This is a genomic window from Clostridium thermobutyricum DSM 4928 (genome assembly GCF_002050515.1).
GTDB lineage: Bacteria > Bacillota > Clostridia > Clostridiales > Clostridiaceae > Clostridium > Clostridium thermobutyricum.
Genome location: NZ_LTAY01000070.1, coordinates 97,437 through 116,515, shown reverse-complemented (window position 1 = coordinate 116,515; position 19,079 = coordinate 97,437). Strand labels below are relative to the sequence as shown.

Sequence of the window (19,079 nt, the reverse complement as noted above, 5' to 3'; positions counted from 1 at the left end):
CTATCCCCTTTTAACTATCAAATTCTCAAATTATTTCTTTTAATTATTGTTGTATCTCCTCTTTCTAATGCAGTTAAACCTGTTCTAACTAACTCTTCAATACCATATTCACTTAAAAGTTTCATTAAAGCTTCTATTTTGCTTTCATCTCCTGTTAACTCAATAGTTAAAGTATCTTTTGAAACATCTATTATTTTGCTTCTAAAAATTTTGACTATTTCATTTATTTTTCCTCTATTCTCATCTGTAGCATTAACTTTTATTAATACTAACTCTCTATAAACAGATTGCTCTGGTTTTAAATTTTCTACACTTATTACCTCTTGTAATTTAGTTATTTGCTTTTCACATTGCTCTAATATATCATCGTCTCCGTTGAGGCAAATAGTCATCCTTGATATATCTGGATTTTCTGTTTTACCTACTGAAAGACTATCAATATTGTATCCTCTCCTAGAAAAGAGACCTACTACTCTACTTAAAACTCCTGACGAATTTTTTACTAATAAAGATAGTACATGTCTATTCATAAATTTGCCCCCCTTATGTCATTATCTGCTTATTATATATAAAAAAACCACTTTCACTGATCTAATCATAAAAGTGGTCATTAATATCTTTTTGGTCACTTAATAATTTGCTTATCTAATCTTTTTTAAAATTCTACTACTCACAATTTTACTTGTAAATTTTTCCCATTATTTTTTTACAAATCTAAATTTTTGTTCTTTTAAAAAAATACTTTCAAAAGCTTCTTCGATTTTTTTTCATAAATTAGCTTATTTTTAACGATAAAATTTTCTTACTTTATTTTTATAATAAAAATAAAAAATAGGCACTAAGCCTATTTTTTAATCTTGTATTTGAACATATGGTATTACTCTTACTTCAACATTAGGAGCTTCACTTAAAACTTTATTTATTGTAGAACCTCTAAATAAAGTTTGAATTTTACTTCTATTACTATGCCCTAATATTATTTGTGTTATACCTTCTTCATTAGCAAAATCAACAATAGCTTTTGAAACAGATTTACTTTGTTTCTCTACAATTATTGCATCTAATGCTTTTGCAAGTTTTTTATGCCCCTCTAATACTTTATCCATTTCTTTATATTCTCTTTTTGCTACAACATTTGTACAATCTACTATTAAAACATAAAGATTGCACTTATACCTTCTAGCAACTCTGTATGCATGTCTTATAAGCCTTGAACTTTGTGGATTAGAACTTACACAAACTAAAACTTTTTCATTTATTCTTATATGATTTTTAAATTCTCTATTTCTTTTTAATATAGTTAAATCATCATCAATTTCATTTGCTGCCTCTCTTAATGCTAATTCTCTTAATGCAATAAGATTACTTTTTACAAAGAAGTTTTCAAGAGACCTTTGTATATTTTCTTTTTTATATATTTTTCCACTTTTAAGTCTAGTTATAAGACTTTCTGGTGGAAGGTCAATAACCATAATATCATCAGCTATTTGAAGCATTCTATCTGGTATAGTTTCTCTAACTTTTATTCCTGTTATTTCAGAAACCATATCATTTAAACTTTCTATATGTTGAATATTAACTGTAGTTAAAATGTTTATTCCATTATCTAAAAGTTCTAAAACATCTTCATATCTTTTTTTATTCTTTGAAGCTGGTATATTTGTATGTGCAAGTTCATCTACAATAACCCAATTAGGATTTCTTTTAAGAATATTTAACACACTCATCTCTTCAAGATTTATTCCTCGATATTTTGTCTTTGTTCTTTCTATTATTTCTAATTTTCCAATTTGTTGTCTAGTTTCTAACCTATCATGATCTTCAACATATCCTATAACTATATCTTCACCATCTTCAAGCATCTTATTTCCTTCTTGAAGCATTCTATATGTTTTTCCTACTCCTGGTGAATATCCTAAATATATTTTAAATATTCCTTTTCCTTCTTTTTTGTTTTCTCTATCTCTATGAAAGGTTTCTATTCTAAAATCAGTACACTTACTATCCATATTCTAACCTCCATAAAAAAAGCAGCCATAAGACTGCTTTCTATTATTTTATTAATTTTGCTTCTTTAGCAACATTTAAATTAAGTTCTAATACATTTACCAAAGTTGTTCCACTTGGCGAATCACTAATTTCACTTTCTTTTATAAATTGATTTAGTTTATCTTTACTTATTCCTGTATTTTTAGCTACTCTATCAATTTGAACTTCAGCACCTCTAAGAGATATATCTGGATCTAATCCTGAAGCTGAATCTGTAAATAATTCTGCTGGTAAATCTTTAGCTTGAACTCCTGGATTTTGTTTTAAGAATTGCTTAATTTCTTCTTTTACTTGCTCTTGTAATTTCTTAGAATTTGGTGCTAATACTGCTCCACCTGATTTAGGAACATTATCTGTTTTCTCTAAAGTCATATTATAATTTATACTTGATGGTCTACCATGGAAATATTTTGGATCATTATTAAAACTTTGTCCTATATATTTTGAACCAATTGGCTTTCCATCTACATATATTAAACTTCCATTTGCTTGTTTGTTTGCTGCAACTTGACCTATCCCTGTTAAAACTAGAGGATATATGATTCCACAAACAATTGCAAAGAATATTGTTATTTTTATTCCTATTTTTATGTGTTTCATATTCTTCCTCCTACATTCCTAACATTCTACAAAGTGGAGTTATTAACATATCTATTATTTTAATTCCTATAAAAGGAGTTATTACTCCACCTACACCAAATATTAAAACATTTCTAAGTAATAATAATTCAGCTTTCATTGGTCTATATTTTACACCTTTCATAGCAACTGGTATAAGAATTGGTATTATTATAGCATTGAATATTAATGCTGATAATATTGCTGATGCAGGTGAATATAGATGCATTACATTTAAAACTTTCATTTGAGGAATTGCTGTTATAAAAATAGCTGGTATTACTGCAAAGTATTTTGCAATATCATTTGCTATACTAAATGTTGTTAACGCCCCTCTTGTAATTAAAAGTTGCTTACCAATTTCAACTACCTCAAGAATTTTAGTTGGATTTGAATCAAGATCTACCATATTTGCAGCTTCTTTAGCTGAAGTTGTACCAGTATTCATTGCAATACCAACATCTGCTTGTGCAAGAGCTGGAGCATCATTTGTTCCATCTCCTGTCATTGCTACTATTTTTCCTTGTTCTTGTTCTTTTTTAATAACTGCTATTTTATCTTCTGGTTTACATTCTGCTACAAAGTCATCAACTCCAGCTTCTTTAGCTATTGTTTCAGCAGTTAATGGATTATCGCCAGTACACATTACAGTTTTTATTCCCATTTCTCTTAGTCTAGCAAATCTTTCAACTAACCCTGGTTTAACTGTATCTTTTAAATATATAACTCCATAAATTTTATTTTCAACACAAACTGTCAATGGAGTTCCACCATATTTTGAAACTTGCTCTACTTTTTCATCTAAATCACTAGGAATTACTCCACCTAGATTTTTAACAAAATCTTTTACAGCAGCACTAGCACCTTTTCTAACTCTTGTCCCATCTTTTAAATCCATACCACTCATTTTTGTTTGAGCTTGGAATTCTATAAATTGCGCATCTTTATAATTATCTATGCTATCAGTTATTCCTAACTTTTCTGCTAAATCAACTACTGATTTTCCTTCTGGAGTTGTATCTAAAAGAGAAGTTAAAAGAGCTTGCTTTATTAAATCTTCTTTAGAAACATCACCAACTGGTAAAAAGTCAGCTGCTAATCTATTACCAAAAGTTATTGTTCCTGTTTTATCTAATATCATAACATCTACATCACCACAAGATTCAACTGCTTTACCTGACATAGCTATCATATTAAATCTAGTAACTCTATCCATACCTGCTATACCAATTGCTGATAATAATCCACCAATTGTTGTTGGTATTAAACAAACTAATAATGCAACTAATGTCGCTATAGAAAGTTTAACATTTAAATATCCTGCTAAAGGATAAAGAGTAACCACAACTACTAAGAATATTATTGTTAATGATAATAAAAGTGTACTAAGTGCTATTTCATTTGGAGTTTTCTTTCTTTCAGCTCCTTCAACAAGCTTAATCATTTTATCTAGGAAAGATTCTCCTGGTGTTACTGTTATCTCAACTTTTATCCAGTCTGAAACTACTCTAGTTCCACCTGTAACTGATGCAAAGTCTCCACCTGATTCCTTAACTACTGGTGCTGATTCTCCTGTAATAGCACTTTCATCAACAGATGCTATACCTTCTATAACTTCACCATCATTTGGAACTAAGTCTCCTGATTCTATTAAGATAATATCACCTTTTTTTAATTCATCTGCATTTACAATTGTAATATTTCCTGCTTCATCTAGTAATTTTGCTTTTGTATTTTGTTTTGTTTGTTTTAATGTACTAGCTTGAGCTTTCCCTCTTCCTTCTGCAATAGCTTCTGCAAAGTTTGCAAAAAGAATTGTTATAAATAATATTATAGCAACTATTAGATTATATACTCTAACATCACCAGTTCCTGTAGTATGCCCAAATAGGTTTGGGAATATGGCTAATATGAATACTATCACACAACCTATTTCAACTAAAAACATTATAGGATTTTTAATCATATTCTTTGGGCTTAGCTTTTTAAAAGAATCCTTAAAAGCTTTTCCTACTATTTCTTTATTTAAAAATTTCTTTTTATCTTGTTCTTTTTCACTCACAATATTCACCTCGCTAAGCTAAGAATCTTAGATGTTCTGTTATAGGTCCAAGTCCTAACACAGGAAGGAATGTTAATGCTCCAATAACTAATATAATAACTATTAACATTACTCCAAATATTACATTATCTGTTCTAAATGTACCAACAGTCTTAGGCACTGCTTTCTTATTAGCTAAAGAAACTCCTACAGCTAAAAGAAGTATTATAGGTGCATATCTTCCAATTAACATTATAAATCCTGTTAACATATTGAAGAATGTATCATTGTTAATATATCCTCCCATTAATGAACCATTATTTGCACTTGCACTTGTGAATTCATAAAGTATTTGAGTAAATCCATGGAAACCTCCATGAATTCCACTGTGAGCAGCAAATCCTCCAAGAAGCGCAATAACTGTAGAAAATAATATTAATATTGGATGTATTAATATTGATACTGCTATAAGTTTAATTTCTTTTGCTTCAACTTTCTTACCATAAAACTCTGGAGTTCTTCCAACCATAAGACCACAGATAAATACAGTTAATAATACGTACATTATTATATTTAAGAATCCTACACCAGTTCCTCCAAATAATGTATTAAGCATCATTCCCCATAAAGTTGCAAATATAAACATTGGATTCATTGCATTTAAAGCTACATTTGTACTACCAGTTGTAAATGTAGTGGTTATTGTACTGAATAAACTTGTCCCTAAATGACCAAATCTTAATTCTTGACCTTCTGAACCACTAAAAGCTTTAGATAACCCAAGTTTTTCTAAACTTACATTTCCTTTTGAGATTGAATGATACATAATGAAGAAAGAAACTGCAACTAAAATAAGTAAAGCTATTATAATTACTATACTTTGTTTTTTATTTTTTACTGTATCTCCAAAAGCAACTACAAAGGCTCCTGGTAATATTGTCATTGACATCATTTCTATATAATTTGTTATTAATGTTGGATTTGCAAATGGATGTGCAGAGTTTGCTGCAAAGAATCCTCCTCCATTTGTTCCTAAATGCTTAATAGCTTCTAAAGATGCTATTGGTCCTAACATTAAGTTTTGGAATCCACCATTTAAAGTCTTAACTGTTATTATTCCTTTAAGACTTTCTGGAACTCCAAAGAAAATTAATATAATTCCTATGACTACTGAAAAAGGAATTAATACTCTTGTTAAAAATCTAGTAAAATCAACATAAAAATTTCCTAATGATTTCTCTTTACCAGCAACAGTTCTGATAAATCCAGAAGCTATAGCACATCCTGTTGCTGCTGAAGTGAACATTAAAAATGTTATTACTAACATTTGAGTAAAGTTTGATACTGCACTTGCTCCGGCATAATGTTGCAAGTCTGTATTAGTTACAAAAGATGCAGCAGTATTGAAAGCTAATGTAAAACTAAAGTTTTTAGCATGTCTTGCAGAATTAAATATAGGTATTAACCCTTGAATTTTTAAAATTATAAATCCTAGTAGGAACATAAAAAAATTACTTATTAATAATGCTTTAACATATTCCTTAAAGGACATTTCATCTCGACTAATACCACATATTCTATATATACAATTGTCTATCTTATCAAATAACGCACTAGTTTTATAATCTCTAAAATTTATTATATTAGAAATATACTTTCCAACTATAGCTATAATAATTAAAAAGACAATTAAAAATAAAATTAATTGTACTCCAACCAATGTATTCTCCTCCTAAAGTTAAAATTTATCTGGATTAAACAATGCATAAAACAAATATCCAAATATCAATATAATGATAATACCTAATATAATCATATTTTAATCCTCCAAATCTCTAATGACTTGTCCTAAATTTTCATAATAACTTTACTTAACTTTTAATCTGTTTCTTACTTTAATATTAAAATTTCTATTTATTAAAATTATATATATAATAAATTACTTTTCCATATTTTATTTATTACATTTTATTGAATTTATTTACTCTTATTTCCAAACAACTTTTAACATAATTTTTGCAAGGATTAAATAATTATATTCATATTTTTTAAATCTAATTCTATATTTATGGACTTAAAATATATCTTTTTGCAAGATTTTTAATAAAATATGCAAATTTTCTTGCACTTTTATGTTTTGTTTCCTTATTTTTATTAACATTTTTTGTATTATTTGAATTGTAGATGTCTTACTTTTATATTTATTTACTATTTATACTTTAAAGAAAACCTTTACTAATAATTTATAAAAAAATAAAAACCTACTTAAAGATTCTATAATATAATCTAATTTATACTATACTTTAAGTAGGCTATTATTTTAAAATTTTTTATTTACATTTTTCTAATATCATATTTGCTAAATTATGCGCAAGTTTATCTATTTCTTCTTGGTTTTCGCCTTCAAGCATAACTCTAACTAATGGTTCTGTACCAGAAGGTCTTATAAGAACTCTTCCTTTTCCATCCATTAATCTTTCCATTCTTTCTATCTCTGATTTTATTTCTTCATCTATTAAGTATATATTCTTTTTATCATTTGGAACTGTTGCATTAACTAAAACTTGTGGAAGCTCTTTCATAATTGAGCAAAGTTCATTTAGTGTCTTACCACTTTTCTTAACAACTGATGCAACTTGAAGAGCTGTTACTAATCCATCTCCAGTTGTATTATTTTCTAAGAATATTATATGTCCTGATTGCTCTCCACCTAAAGAGTATTTCTCTTTAACCATTTCTTCAAGAACATATCTGTCTCCAACTTTAGTTTTTATAACATTTATTCCAAGATTCTTACATGCTATATCTAATCCTAAGTTACTCATAACTGTAACTACTAAAGTGTCATCTTTTAATCTTCCAATTTCTTTTAAATGTTTTGCACAAATAGCTAATATAAAATCTCCATTAACAAGATTTCCTTTATTATCAACTGCTAAACATCTATCTGCATCTCCATCAAAAGCAAATCCAATATCACATCCTTTTCTTACAACATAGTCCATAAGTTCTTCTGGATGTGTTGAACCACACTTTTCATTTATATTAGTTCCATCTGGATTATCATTTATTACAAATACTTCTGCTCCTAAATCTCTAAAAGCTTGAACTGCTGCCGCATATGCTGCACCATTTGCACAATCTAATGCAATTTTTAATCCTTCTAATTTAAAAGGTGTAGTATTTTTAGCAAATTCTATATAATCTTCTAAAGCTGAAGCTTCTATTCTTTTTCTTCCTATTTGTGAACCTACAGGACTTGGCACTCCTTTGAATCCACCTTCTATTACACTTTGAATTTGATCTTCTAATTCATCTGATAATTTATATCCATTTCCATTAAAGAATTTTATTCCGTTATATTCTACTGGATTATGTGATGCTGAAATCATTACTCCTGCATCTGCTCCATATTCTCTAGCTAAATGAGCTACTGCTGGTGTTGGAATAACTCCTAAAATTATTGCTTCAGCTCCTACAGATAAAATACCTGCTACTAATGCTGATTCAAGCATATCTCCTGATATTCTTGTATCTTTTCCTACTATTATCTTTGGCTTGTGAGCTCCTTCTGTTAATACATAAGCTCCTGCTCTACCTAAATTATATGCAAGCTGAGCTGTAAGTTCAGAGTTTGCTATTCCTCTAACTCCATCCGTTCCGAATATTCTACTCATTTTTCTACCTCTTTCTTATTATTCAAGTTTAATACACTACTATAGTATATAATCTCCTCTATTATTTGACAATATTTTGCTCTTTAAGTCTTTCTAATATTATATTATAACCATCACTTCCATAATTAAGAGCTCTATTAACTCGACTAATAGTTGCGGTACTCGCTCCAGTTATTTCTGCAATTTCAGTGTAAGTTTTTTTATTTTTTAATAACTTTGCAACATGAAGTCTTTGAGCTAAGGATTTTATTTCATTTATAGTAGCTACATCTTCAAAAAATTTATAGCATTCCTCTATATTTTCTAATTTTAATATAGCATTGAAAAATAGATCCATTTCTTCACTTTTTAACTTTGAATCTAATAAACTCATTTTTGTTCCTCCGCCTTTTATTATATATATTCAATTATACATTTTACTTTCTTAATTCACAACTTTATATAATAAAAGCATTCACTAGATAATCTTTCATATTTTATTACATATATCAAAAACAAATCTTATTTTTAATAATAAAAAGCTCTAGAAAATTATTCTATATTTCTAGAGCTTTAATATCATATTTAATTAATATACTTTTACTACTTCTTCTCCATCAAGAACTCTGATAGCTCCTTGTGCTAGTGCTAATAATTCATCTTCTCCCGGATAAGCTTTAACTTCTGAAATAAATGAAACTTTCTTAGTTATATCATTAACAACTTTTTCTGAATATGCGATTCCACCTGTTAAGATTATTTTATCTACCTTTCCTTCTAATACAGTAGCCATTTCTCCAATACTTTTAGCTACTTGATATATAAATGCATCATAAACTAATTTTGCTTCTTTATTTCCTTCTGAAGCTGCATTAATAACATCTCTAGCATCATTAGTATTTAGGTAGGCTACCATACCACCTTTTCCTACTAATTTACTAAATACTTCTTTTTCTGTATATTTTCCTGAAAAACACATTTTAATTAAATCTCCAGCTGGAACTCCTCCTGCTCTTTCTGGTGAGAATGGACCATCTCCATCTAAAGCATTGTTTACATCAACAACTTTTCCTAATTTATGAGCTCCTACTGAAACTCCACCACCCATGTGAGTTACAATAAGATTTAAATTTTCATATCCTTTTCCACTTTCTTTACCAAATCTTTTAGCAACTGCTTTTTGATTTAAAGCATGGAACTTACTTTTTCTTGGTAATTCAGGTATTCCTGAAAGTCTAGCAACTTCATCTAATTCATCAACAACAACTGGATCAACTATAAATGCTCTTACTCCAACTTCTTTAGCAATTTCATTTGCTAATATTCCACCTAAGTTTGAAGCATGTTGTCCTTGTACTCCTTCTTTTAAATCAGCTATTAAAGCATCATTAACTTCATAAGTTCCTCCTGGAATTGGTTTAAGCATACCACCTCTACCAACAACAGCACTTAATTCTTTTATATCAAAATTCTTTTCTTTTAGTACATTTAATATAACATCTTTTCTAAAGCTTAATTGGTCAAATATTGTAGCATATTTTCCTATTTCCTCTGCTGAATGTCTAAGTGTTTCTTCTAATATTTCTTTTTCATTCTCATATACACCAATTTTAGTTGATGTTGATCCTGGGTTTATTATTAATAATTTATATGACATACTATATTCCTCCAAAACTTTATATTATTTTAATGATTCTGAAACTAATGCTGCTAAAGCTATTGAATTAACTTTTGTAGCAAATGAATCCGCTCTTGATGTTAATATAACTGGTGCTGATGTACCAACTAATAATCCACCATTTCTTGATTTAGCAGTATAAGTTAAACATTTATACATTACATTTGCAGTTTCAATATTTGGAAGCATTATTATATCTGCTTTACCAGCAACTGGTCCACCAATTCCTTTATGATGTGCTGCTTCTTCTGATAAAGCATTATCTAAAGCTAAAGGTCCATCAACTATACATCCTTTTATTTGACCTCTTTCATTCATTTTTGATAATAATGCAGCATCCATTGTAGCTTGCATATTTGGATTTACAACTTCAACAGCACAAACTGGTGCTACTCTTGGCATAGCTAGTCCACAGGCATGAGCTACTAAAACTGAGTTTTCAATAATTTGTTTTTTATCTTTTAATTCTGGGTAAGTATTAAATGCTGCATCAGTTATATAAAGTAATCTATCAATTCCTTCTATTTCAAAAACAGCAACATGTGACATAAGTTTTCCTGTTCTTAAACCTACTTCTTTATTTAAAACACTTCTTAAAAAAGTAGCTGTATCAACTAATCCTTTCATAACCATATCAGCTCTTCCACTTGAAACAAGTTGAACTGCAAAAAGTGCTGCCTTTTTTATATCTGGTTCATGAATAACTTCATATTGAGTTAAATCCATTCCTATTTTTTCTGCTATTTCTCTTATAGCTTTTTTATCTCCTACTAATATAGCATCTGCTATTCCTTGTTCTTTTGCAGACTTAACTGCTTCTAATACTGGTTCATCTTGTGCAACTGCTACAGATAACTTTTTTAATTTTACACTTTTAACCTTTGATAATAAATCGTCAAAATTCTTACTCATATTACTGCACCTCTTAACATTTATTCATATAATCATTAAATTTAATCATTATAATACATTTTTGGAATTTTATTTCGTTAATTTTATAACAATATCTAAGCTTTATTGTATCAGAAAAATCATCAAAACACCAAATTTTCAGAATATTAAATCATTTTATTATTTCATTAACACATCAATATATATTGAATATTATATTTATATAAGCTTCAGCTTTTTACGAACACCATATTAAATACCTCTTAGCTATAAAAAAATAAATCCTTAGAATAAAAATTCTAAGGATTTATTTTTTTTATTTAATTATAAATTCTTTCATTATACTTTCAGCAGCTTTTATTCCATCAACAGCAGCTGATATAATTCCTCCTGCAAAACCTGCTCCTTCTCCTGTTGGATATAACCCTTCTACAGATATACTTTGAAGTTTTTCATTTCTAGATATTCTAACTGGAGCAGAAGTTCTTGTTTCTATTCCTGTTAAAACCCCATCTTCCATTCCATATCCTTTAATTCTTCTATCAAAAACTCCAATTCCTTCTTTTATTGTTTCTACAACATATGAAGGAAGACAATTTTTTAATTCTCTAAATTCAAATCCTGGCTTATAAGTTGGCATAACTTTTCCAAGTTTAGTTGAGTTCCTATCTTTTAAGAAATCTCCTATTAATTGAACTGGAGCTTTATAATCTCCTCCTCCAAGTTCATATGCAAGTCTTTCATAATGTCTTTGAAAGTCCATTCCTGCTAAAGGATGATTTCCTTCAAAATCCTCTGATCCAACTGTCACTACTAAAGCTGAATTTGCATTATCTAAGTCTCTAGCATGATAACTCATTCCATTAGAAACTAATCTTTTTTCTTCTGAAGCAGCTCCAACTACTACTCCTCCAGGACACATACAGAAAGAATATACTCCTCTTTTAAACTTTTCACTTTGATAAGTAAGTCTATAGTCAGCTGAATGAAGTCTTGGATGATTTGCGAATTTTCCATATTGAGATACATTTATCATTTCTTGAGGATGTTCTATTCTAACTCCTATTGCAAAAGGTTTTTGCTCCATAAATATATTTTGTCTATGTAGCATTTCATAAGTATCTCTTGAACTATGCCCAATTGCAAGAATTAGTCTTTCGCATTGGATTTCATCTCCATTAACTACTATACTCTTCAGTTTTCCATTTGATATATTAATATCTTGTAGTTTTGAAGTAAAATGAACTTCTCCACCAAGTCTTTTTATTTCTTCTCTTATATTTTTTACTACTATTTTTAGTATATCAGTTCCTATATGTGGTTTACCAGAATAAATTATCTCTTCTGGTCCTCCATTTCTAACTAACTCTTCTAAAACATAACTACATCTTCTATCTTTTATTCTAGTCGTTAATTTTCCATCTGAGAAAGCTCCTGCTCCTCCTTCTCCAAACTGAACATTTGATTCTAAATTTAAAGTCCCATCACTCCAGAATTTTTCCACAGTTTTAGTTCTTTTATCAACATCTTCTCCTCTTTCAAAAACAATTGGTTTGTACCCATTTTGCGCAAGAGTAAGTGCTGCAAAAATCCCAGCAGGTCCAAATCCTACAACTACTGGTCTAGTTTTCAATTCTTTATTTCCAAAAACTATTTTTTCTTCTTTATAAGAATCAATTACTACATTATTATCTTTTGCTCTTTTTACTATTTTTTCTTCATTATCACAATTAAGTTCTACACAATAATTAAACTTTATATTGTCTTTTTTTCTAGCATCAATACTCTCTTTTAGTATTTTGAAGTTTTTTATATTACTTTCAGCAACTTTTATCTTTTTACATGCTTTAGTTTTAATTAAACTCATATCATCATCAATTGATAACGTAATATTATTTATTCTAATTGTCATAAGTTTCTCCTAATTTTATTGTTTTTTTTCTGCATCCTTTTTATCTAAAGTAATGCTTAAATCGGGAATACTTTCAATTACAACATTTTTACTAGTGGTTATTTTAGGTTCAACTTTATAAGATCCTGGATTTGTATAACTACTCAAATCTACAACTCCCTTAAAATCACTTGGTCTTATACTATTGATTAAATCTTGAGAACCAGTAATTTTTATTGTTGCTGTACTAGGATTATTTTTCAATGTTAAATTTTGAGGTAATCCAGTATAAGAAATTGGAATATCTAAACTTTTAACCACATTATTATTACTATTATTAGTAGTATTATTATTGTTATTACTGTTGTTATTATTATCATTATTACTATTATTATTGGTAGTATTGTTATTATTATTGTTATTATTTTCTTGTGTATTTTTATCTACATCAGTAGTATTCCCTGATACATTAATATTTACCGTTACAGTATTATTTCCACCCACAACTTTAACTCCACTTGGAAGAACTATTTGAACTGTTTTCTTTGTATTTCCTGTTATATTAGTTAAGTCTATAGGTTCAGTCTTTAATGTTGAAACTCCCTCTAATGCACTTTTGTCCCCTACTATATTTACAGAATTTTGGGATATCTCTGTACTTAATAATGTTATTCCATTTGGCAATTGTCCCTTAAATTCAGCTACAACATTAACTTTTTTACCTGTATTAGTTAATACTGATAATTCTCCTGAACTTTTACTTAATGTTACATCTTTAACTACATTATTGTTAGCATCTAAAGCCTCATATTTAAAACTTCTAACCATTGATTCTGATACATTATCTAATGAACCTACTAAAGCTACTGTTTTAACTTTATTAACTGCACTTTGAGGTCCAGATACTTCAACCTTTTCTGATGTAAAATTTATAGAATCTTTATAAACATTCGGTGCAAAAGTTACATTTACATCTGAAACTGTATCAAAAGTTTTTTGTTCTAGCGGCTCTAACTTAACCTTAACAATTAAATATCCATTATTTTTTATATTTACTTGTTGAGGATAATTTATTATTTGAACTGGTATATTATTTTCTCCATTTTTAAGTGCATATTCACTTAAATCAGCTTGTATAGTAAAATCATTTTGATTCACTGAATATATATATTTCGAAGGCCCTTCTAAATTAAGATTAACTTCAAATTTTTGTCCAGGTGATAATGCTAATCCATAATTTTTTAAAGCTTCAACATTTACCAATTTTACTGGAACATTTTTTAAAGTATATGTCTTTACTGTTGTCTCTACATTATTTACATATATCCAAAGACAAAAAGATAACAAAACACATACAAGTTTAATTATTAATCTTTCTTTCGCAGATCCTTTATCCATGATTTCACCTTCTCACTTGCTGTTTTTCTAGTACTTGATTTTTGCTCCATTATATTCATTAAAGTTGTCTTTAATTTATCTTTATCATAATTTCTTGTTAATCTTCCTCTTATAGCTAATGATATAACTCCTGTTTCTTCTGAAACTATAATTACTAAAGCATCTGAGTTTTCTGATAACCCTATTCCAGCTCTATGTCTAGTTCCTAGTTTCTTATTTATTGTATTATCAGAGGTTAAAGGAAGTACACATCCTGAAGCATGTATTCTATCATTTCTTATAATAGTAGCTCCATCATGAAGTGGAGTATTTACAACAAATATATTTTCTAATAAAGCTGAGCTTATTTCAGCATCAATTATTGTTCCTGATTCTAATACTTCTCCAAGTCCAGTACCTTGTTCAATAGCTATTAATGCTCCTGTTTTAGTTTCTGCTAAATTCTGTACAGCTATAACTATTTGATCAACCATTTTTTCTGTTGTTTCTGAATCTCTTGGACTATACATATCATTAAATGCACTTTGCCCTAAATGCTCTAAAGCACGTCTAATCTCAGGTTGGAATATTATAACTACAGATAAAACTCCAATAGTTAAAGTCTTATTTAATATAAAATACAACATATTTAATCTTAAAATATAACTTATTGGTATTAATGCTACTATAAACAAAATACCCTTCAATAATTGTTCTGCTCTTGTCTCTTTTATTAGCATGTATCCTTTATAAAATATATATGAAACTACTAATATATCTATAATGGACCATACAGAAATATTTCTAATTGCATTTAAAGTTCCTAGAAAAAAATCTTGCACAGCTTTCACCTCATATCTTATTCACGTTAATTATACACTAAATATTCTATGTCTTCACACAAATGATACTACTTTTTTTTAAATTTTATAATATTTTAGCTCAAACCTTAATATAATCTTATGAGATTACTTTTATAAGATTATGAAAAGGAGGTTTTTAAATGTCAAGTTTTATAAATAATGCCAAAACTATCATTAAAGAGAATTTTAAAGCATTATCTTTTGCTTCAATAATTGTCCTAATACCTATAATGTTGCTCATTATTACAAAACTTAATCCACAAAATTCAGATATTCGTAATTTGAATAATCTTTGTACTGAGATTAATAAGATAAATACTGACCTTGCTAAAGGTATTGAAAATGATAGTGTAAATACTGATGTATCTAAAAATATGCTTCCTCTAGTTACATCTAACTTAGATATTGCAAAGAAAAACTTACTAACTATTGAAACATCTAATAGTAGTCAAAAAGTAAAAGATGCAGTATATCAAGCCTTAGATAAAAATATATCATTAACTAATCAAGCATTATCAATGTATATGTCTCCTGACAGTGATGAACTTGATAAAAAGGTTAATAATTTCAAAAATACATTATCATTATATTTAGATGATTTAGAGACACTAAAAGTATTTGGTATAAATACACCTATTTCTAATAATTCTTTAAGTTTCTTTAGAAATACTTATAATTATTTTGAAACACTTTCAAATTTAAATGCATTAAATGAAATCTCAAATTCTTCAGAAAAAGATTTTTTACTAAAACTATCAGATATTACTAATAAATTTAATTCAATAAAAGAAGACTTGCAACCAGCTATAAAGAATATAAGAGAAAATAATAGGAGTTTAGCAACACTTTTATTAGATATAGAAAATAAAAAGAATATTTTTTCAAAAATTGCAGAAGAATACTATATGCTATCTTTTCCTGATTCAGCAAAGGTCATTTCTGAAAGTCTAGAAAGTTGCATAAACTCTTATGATCTTTATATTGATAATTTATTAAATGCTGTTAATGCAGAATTATCTAACAACTCAGATACTCAAAATCTTTATGATTCAGCTTTCAGCAAAAGAAATGACTTTTTACAATTCTACGATGATTTATTAACCAATATTGATAAATTAAAGAATAAATAGTATAAATTTTTTAATTTGGTCAATAATATATTTTGGACTGGGTTGTAAAAAGGAGGTTTTTTATGAAAAAATTTTTCAGTCTTTTTTTACTATCTATATTAATACTTGGAGGTAAATCAATATCAGTTTCAGCTGCTGAATTAAAATTTACTGATATAGAAACTTTAACTTCTAAAGGCTTATATAGTAATGAACCATTTATTAGCAAAATAGCTTTTAATCTTGAAGGAGAAAAAGCAATACCTTCAAGTGTAGCTGTAAAATCTGAAAACAAAAATAATGAAATAGAAGTTTTTAACCATAAAGGTTCTCAACTAATAATAACAAAGTCAGACATAGATTTAATGGCTAAATTAGTTTATGCAGAAAGCAGAGGCGAACCATTTCAAGGTAAAATAGCAGTTGCTTCTGTAGTTTTAAATCGTGTTATGAGTCCAAAATTTCCAAATACAATTGAAGGTGTAATCTTCCAAAAAAATGCGTTTTCATGTGTAGTTAATGGAAAACTAGATACCCAGACAAATGAATCTTGTTATGAAGCTGTTTATGAAGCAATTCGTGGAAAAGATCCAACTAACGAAGCATTATTCTACTATAATCCTTCAATAGCCACTTGTAGTTGGATGAAAGAAACAACAAAAAAAGATTCTAAAGTAATCGGAAATCATACATTTTTTAAACATTAAAAATGTAAAAAGACCACATACTCAATATTAAGTATGTGGTCTTTAATATTAATTGAATTTTCTTCTAATATTATTTCCATAATAGTAGGACCAATTGAATATGATCCCTATATATAAGAGATAAAATCCTAATTACTCTCATTCTATGAGATATATTATTTGCATTCACTATAAACGTGTTAATATTTATACTTATAAATATTTCTGCCATAATCAATATAGCTATTGAAACTACAAATATTGATAATAGGTTATCTATACTTAAAATTAAAAATTATATCAAATATAAAAATCTCCTATATCTATAAATATTACTCCATTTTTCTTTTTAGTTAAATAAACAATTATTGAAGTTAATATTACAACTAATATAGCATTTATTACTCAAAACATATCAAAATATTATACCTCCATTTCATTAAACAATTCATTTAAGTGAAATGGAACTGCAAACTAATAATTCCTATAACAAATTATATATTTATCTTATAGTTTATCTATAATTTATTTCAATAAAAAAACACATAGATAATCATTTAAAACTTTTAAGTTCTTAATAATTATCCATGTGTATTTTAAGTTAAATTATTTATATAAAACACTATAAATTTACTATTTTAAGTTAATAACAGTTGCTTTAACTCTAGACATTGCCTCTATTGAATATCTTATTCCTTGTACTCCCATACCTGATGATTTTACTCCTAAGAATGGGAAGTGGTCTGGTCCTCTTTCAGTTTTATTGTTAACTTGAACTGTTCCAACTTCTAATTTACTTGCAACATAAAATGCTTTATTTATATCTTTTGTAAATATAGATGATTGTAATCCATATTCTGATTCATTTGCTATTTTAATTGCTTCTTCCATGTTTTTCACTCTTATTATTGGTAAAACAGGTCCAAAAGGTTCTTCCCATGCAATTCTCATATCTACAGTTACATTATCAAAAAGAGTTGGAACTATAATGTTTCCTTCTCTTGTTCCTCCTGCAAGAAGAGTTGCACCTTTATCAACTGCATCTTTTATTAATCCTTCTACAAAATCAGCTGATTTTGTATCTATTAATGGTCCCACTGTAAAGTTTCCTTCTAAAGGACTTCCATAAGTAACTTTCTTCATTTCTTCAACTATTTTTTCAACTAAAGTATCACTTACATAATCAGTTACTAAAACTCTTTTTACGGCTGTACATCTTTGTCCTGAATATGAGAATGCACCTGCAACTATATTTTTAGCTGCTAAATCTAAATCAGCATCATCTAAAACTATTGCAGCATCTTTTCCCCCTAATTCCATTAAAATTGGTTTCATTTCAGTTATTCTTGAAATTCTTTTACCAATTTCACTACTTCCAGTAAAGTTAACAAAATCTATATCTTTATGTGTTACAACATAGTCTCCAATTTCACTACCTCTACCAGTTATAGTATTTATTAATCCATCTGGAAGTCCTGCATCTTTAAATGCTTTTGCTAGATATAAACCTGATATTGCTCCTTGAGTTGCTGGTTTAAATACAACTGAATTTCCTGCCATTAATGCTGGAGCTATTTTGGAAGCTGCTAAGTTTACTGGATAATTGAATGGTGAAATTGCCAGTACTACTCCTAAAGCTTCTCTAGTTACTATAGATATTTTATCGTTTTTAAATCCTGGAAATGAATCTCCAGGTAATGATTCTCCTTTTATATTTTCAGCAGTTTCTGCTGTGAATCTAATAAAGTCAGCAGTTCTTTTTACTTCTGAAATTGCACTCTTATTATCTTTTGCTATTTCAAGAACCATAATTTTAGCTATTTCTTCTGCTCTTTCTTCTAAAAGATCTGCAACATTATGTAAAATTTTTGATTTTTCATTAGTAGGTACAAGTGCCCATTCTTTTTGAGCTTTCTTTGCTATATTAATTGCTTCATCTACTTCTTCTCTACTCATAGCATGAATAGATCCTACTAGTTCCCCATTTATAGGAGATTTTATATGTATTAAATTTTCTTTATTATGTATCCATTTTCCATTTAAAAGATTTCCATAAATGTTTTCTTCTGTGTTAAACATAATCATTCCTCCTTATGATAATTTATATTATCTGACTAGATTATATATCACTCTAAAAAAAAAATCTATACTAATCCGATAAGTTTAGTCAACATTAATATTTTTTTATCATTTAATATATATTTTGTACATTTAATATAC

Annotated in this window: 16 protein-coding genes; 2 read left to right on the top strand and 14 right to left on the bottom strand. The window is 27.9% G+C overall.

Features of this window, described 5'->3' with window-relative positions:
• Window positions 1–17 precede the first annotated feature (17 nt).
• The 13 genes from ilvN to cdaA form a co-directional block, all read right to left on the bottom strand.
• Window positions 18–530, bottom strand: a complete 513-nt coding sequence (gene ilvN / locus CLTHE_RS13035; RefSeq protein WP_002598831.1) for an acetolactate synthase small subunit — start codon at window positions 528–530, stop codon at window positions 18–20.
• A 321-nt stretch (window positions 531–851) separates the two neighbouring features.
• Window positions 852–2,009: a universal stress protein gene (locus CLTHE_RS13030; protein ID WP_080023829.1), complete on the bottom strand. Its 1,158-nt coding sequence runs from the start codon at window positions 2,007–2,009 to the stop codon at window positions 852–854.
• A gap of 43 nt (window positions 2,010–2,052) precedes the next feature.
• Window positions 2,053–2,649, bottom strand: a complete 597-nt coding sequence (locus CLTHE_RS13025) for a potassium-transporting ATPase subunit C (protein WP_080023828.1) — start codon at window positions 2,647–2,649, stop codon at window positions 2,053–2,055.
• A 10-nt stretch (window positions 2,650–2,659) separates the two neighbouring features.
• Window positions 2,660–4,729, bottom strand: coding sequence for a potassium-transporting ATPase subunit KdpB (gene kdpB / locus CLTHE_RS13020; protein ID WP_080023827.1), 2,070 nt, complete (start codon window positions 4,727–4,729; stop codon window positions 2,660–2,662).
• 13 nt (window positions 4,730–4,742) lie between these two features.
• The gene (gene kdpA, locus CLTHE_RS13015; protein ID WP_080023826.1) at window positions 4,743–6,428 is read right to left on the bottom strand and encodes a potassium-transporting ATPase subunit KdpA; all 1,686 of its coding nucleotides are present in this window, start codon (window positions 6,426–6,428) and stop codon (window positions 4,743–4,745) included.
• 18 nt (window positions 6,429–6,446) lie between these two features.
• Window positions 6,447–6,524 (bottom strand): K(+)-transporting ATPase subunit F, encoded by a 78-nt coding sequence (gene kdpF / locus CLTHE_RS17240; RefSeq protein ID WP_080023863.1) that lies wholly within the window; start codon window positions 6,522–6,524, stop codon window positions 6,447–6,449.
• A 514-nt stretch (window positions 6,525–7,038) separates the two neighbouring features.
• Window positions 7,039–8,385, bottom strand: a complete 1,347-nt coding sequence (gene glmM, locus CLTHE_RS13005; protein WP_002598836.1) for a phosphoglucosamine mutase — start codon at window positions 8,383–8,385, stop codon at window positions 7,039–7,041.
• A 61-nt stretch (window positions 8,386–8,446) separates the two neighbouring features.
• On the bottom strand, window positions 8,447–8,758 hold the full coding sequence (locus CLTHE_RS13000) for a YerC/YecD family TrpR-related protein (protein ID WP_002598837.1): 312 nt from the start codon (window positions 8,756–8,758) through the stop codon (window positions 8,447–8,449).
• 195 nt (window positions 8,759–8,953) lie between these two features.
• Window positions 8,954–10,021, bottom strand: coding sequence for a butyrate kinase (buk, locus tag CLTHE_RS12995; RefSeq protein WP_080023825.1), 1,068 nt, complete (start codon window positions 10,019–10,021; stop codon window positions 8,954–8,956).
• Window positions 10,022–10,045: 24 nt separating this feature from the next.
• A complete protein-coding gene (gene ptb / locus CLTHE_RS12990; protein WP_002598839.1) occupies window positions 10,046–10,954 on the bottom strand; it encodes a phosphate butyryltransferase in 909 nt (302 codons plus the stop codon).
• A gap of 295 nt (window positions 10,955–11,249) precedes the next feature.
• Window positions 11,250–12,845 (bottom strand): NAD(P)/FAD-dependent oxidoreductase, encoded by a 1,596-nt coding sequence (locus tag CLTHE_RS12985; RefSeq protein ID WP_080023824.1) that lies wholly within the window; start codon window positions 12,843–12,845, stop codon window positions 11,250–11,252.
• A 15-nt stretch (window positions 12,846–12,860) separates the two neighbouring features.
• Window positions 12,861–14,222 (bottom strand): CdaR family protein, encoded by a 1,362-nt coding sequence (locus CLTHE_RS12980; protein WP_080023823.1) that lies wholly within the window; start codon window positions 14,220–14,222, stop codon window positions 12,861–12,863.
• Window positions 14,192–15,043, bottom strand: a complete 852-nt coding sequence (cdaA, locus tag CLTHE_RS12975; RefSeq protein WP_080023822.1) for a diadenylate cyclase CdaA — start codon at window positions 15,041–15,043, stop codon at window positions 14,192–14,194. The genes CLTHE_RS12980 and cdaA overlap by 31 nt, the downstream gene beginning before the upstream one ends.
• 161 nt (window positions 15,044–15,204) lie before the next feature.
• Between cdaA and CLTHE_RS12970 the strand changes: the two genes are divergently transcribed.
• The gene (locus CLTHE_RS12970) at window positions 15,205–16,194 is read left to right on the top strand and encodes a hypothetical protein (protein ID WP_080023821.1); all 990 of its coding nucleotides are present in this window, start codon (window positions 15,205–15,207) and stop codon (window positions 16,192–16,194) included.
• 62 nt (window positions 16,195–16,256) lie between these two features.
• Window positions 16,257–16,880 carry a cell wall hydrolase gene (locus CLTHE_RS12965; protein WP_080023820.1) on the top strand — a complete coding sequence of 208 codons (624 nt, stop codon included), beginning with the start codon at window positions 16,257–16,259 and terminating at the stop codon, window positions 16,878–16,880.
• Between the two features lie 612 nt (window positions 16,881–17,492).
• Here the strand turns inward: CLTHE_RS12965 and CLTHE_RS12960 are convergent.
• Entirely contained in the window at window positions 17,493–18,938 is a 1,446-nt protein-coding gene (locus tag CLTHE_RS12960; RefSeq protein WP_080023819.1) for an NADP-dependent glyceraldehyde-3-phosphate dehydrogenase, read from the bottom strand.
• Window positions 18,939–19,079: the final 141 nt, after the last annotated feature.

Coding starts and splice junctions, on each gene's coding strand:
- CLTHE_RS13000 (WP_002598837.1), bottom strand. CDS start 8,758: ATGAGTTTATTAGATTCAAAGTTAAAAAGTGAAGAAATGGATCTATTT.
- CLTHE_RS12960 (WP_080023819.1), bottom strand. CDS start 18,938: ATGTTTAACACAGAAGAAAACATTTATGGAAATCTTTTAAATGGAAAA.
- CLTHE_RS13025 (WP_080023828.1), bottom strand. CDS start 2,649: ATGAAACACATAAAAATAGGAATAAAAATAACAATATTCTTTGCAATT.
- CLTHE_RS12965 (WP_080023820.1), top strand. CDS start 16,257: ATGAAAAAATTTTTCAGTCTTTTTTTACTATCTATATTAATACTTGGA.
- CLTHE_RS12980 (WP_080023823.1), bottom strand. CDS start 14,222: ATGGATAAAGGATCTGCGAAAGAAAGATTAATAATTAAACTTGTATGT.
- CLTHE_RS12970 (WP_080023821.1), top strand. CDS start 15,205: ATGTCAAGTTTTATAAATAATGCCAAAACTATCATTAAAGAGAATTTT.
- CLTHE_RS12985 (WP_080023824.1), bottom strand. CDS start 12,845: ATGACAATTAGAATAAATAATATTACGTTATCAATTGATGATGATATG.
- ptb (WP_002598839.1), bottom strand. CDS start 10,954: ATGAGTAAGAATTTTGACGATTTATTATCAAAGGTTAAAAGTGTAAAA.
- kdpF (WP_080023863.1), bottom strand. CDS start 6,524: ATGATTATATTAGGTATTATCATTATATTGATATTTGGATATTTGTTT.
- CLTHE_RS13030 (WP_080023829.1), bottom strand. CDS start 2,009: ATGGATAGTAAGTGTACTGATTTTAGAATAGAAACCTTTCATAGAGAT.
- glmM (WP_002598836.1), bottom strand. CDS start 8,385: ATGAGTAGAATATTCGGAACGGATGGAGTTAGAGGAATAGCAAACTCT.
- ilvN (WP_002598831.1), bottom strand. CDS start 530: ATGAATAGACATGTACTATCTTTATTAGTAAAAAATTCGTCAGGAGTT.
- buk (WP_080023825.1), bottom strand. CDS start 10,021: ATGTCATATAAATTATTAATAATAAACCCAGGATCAACATCAACTAAA.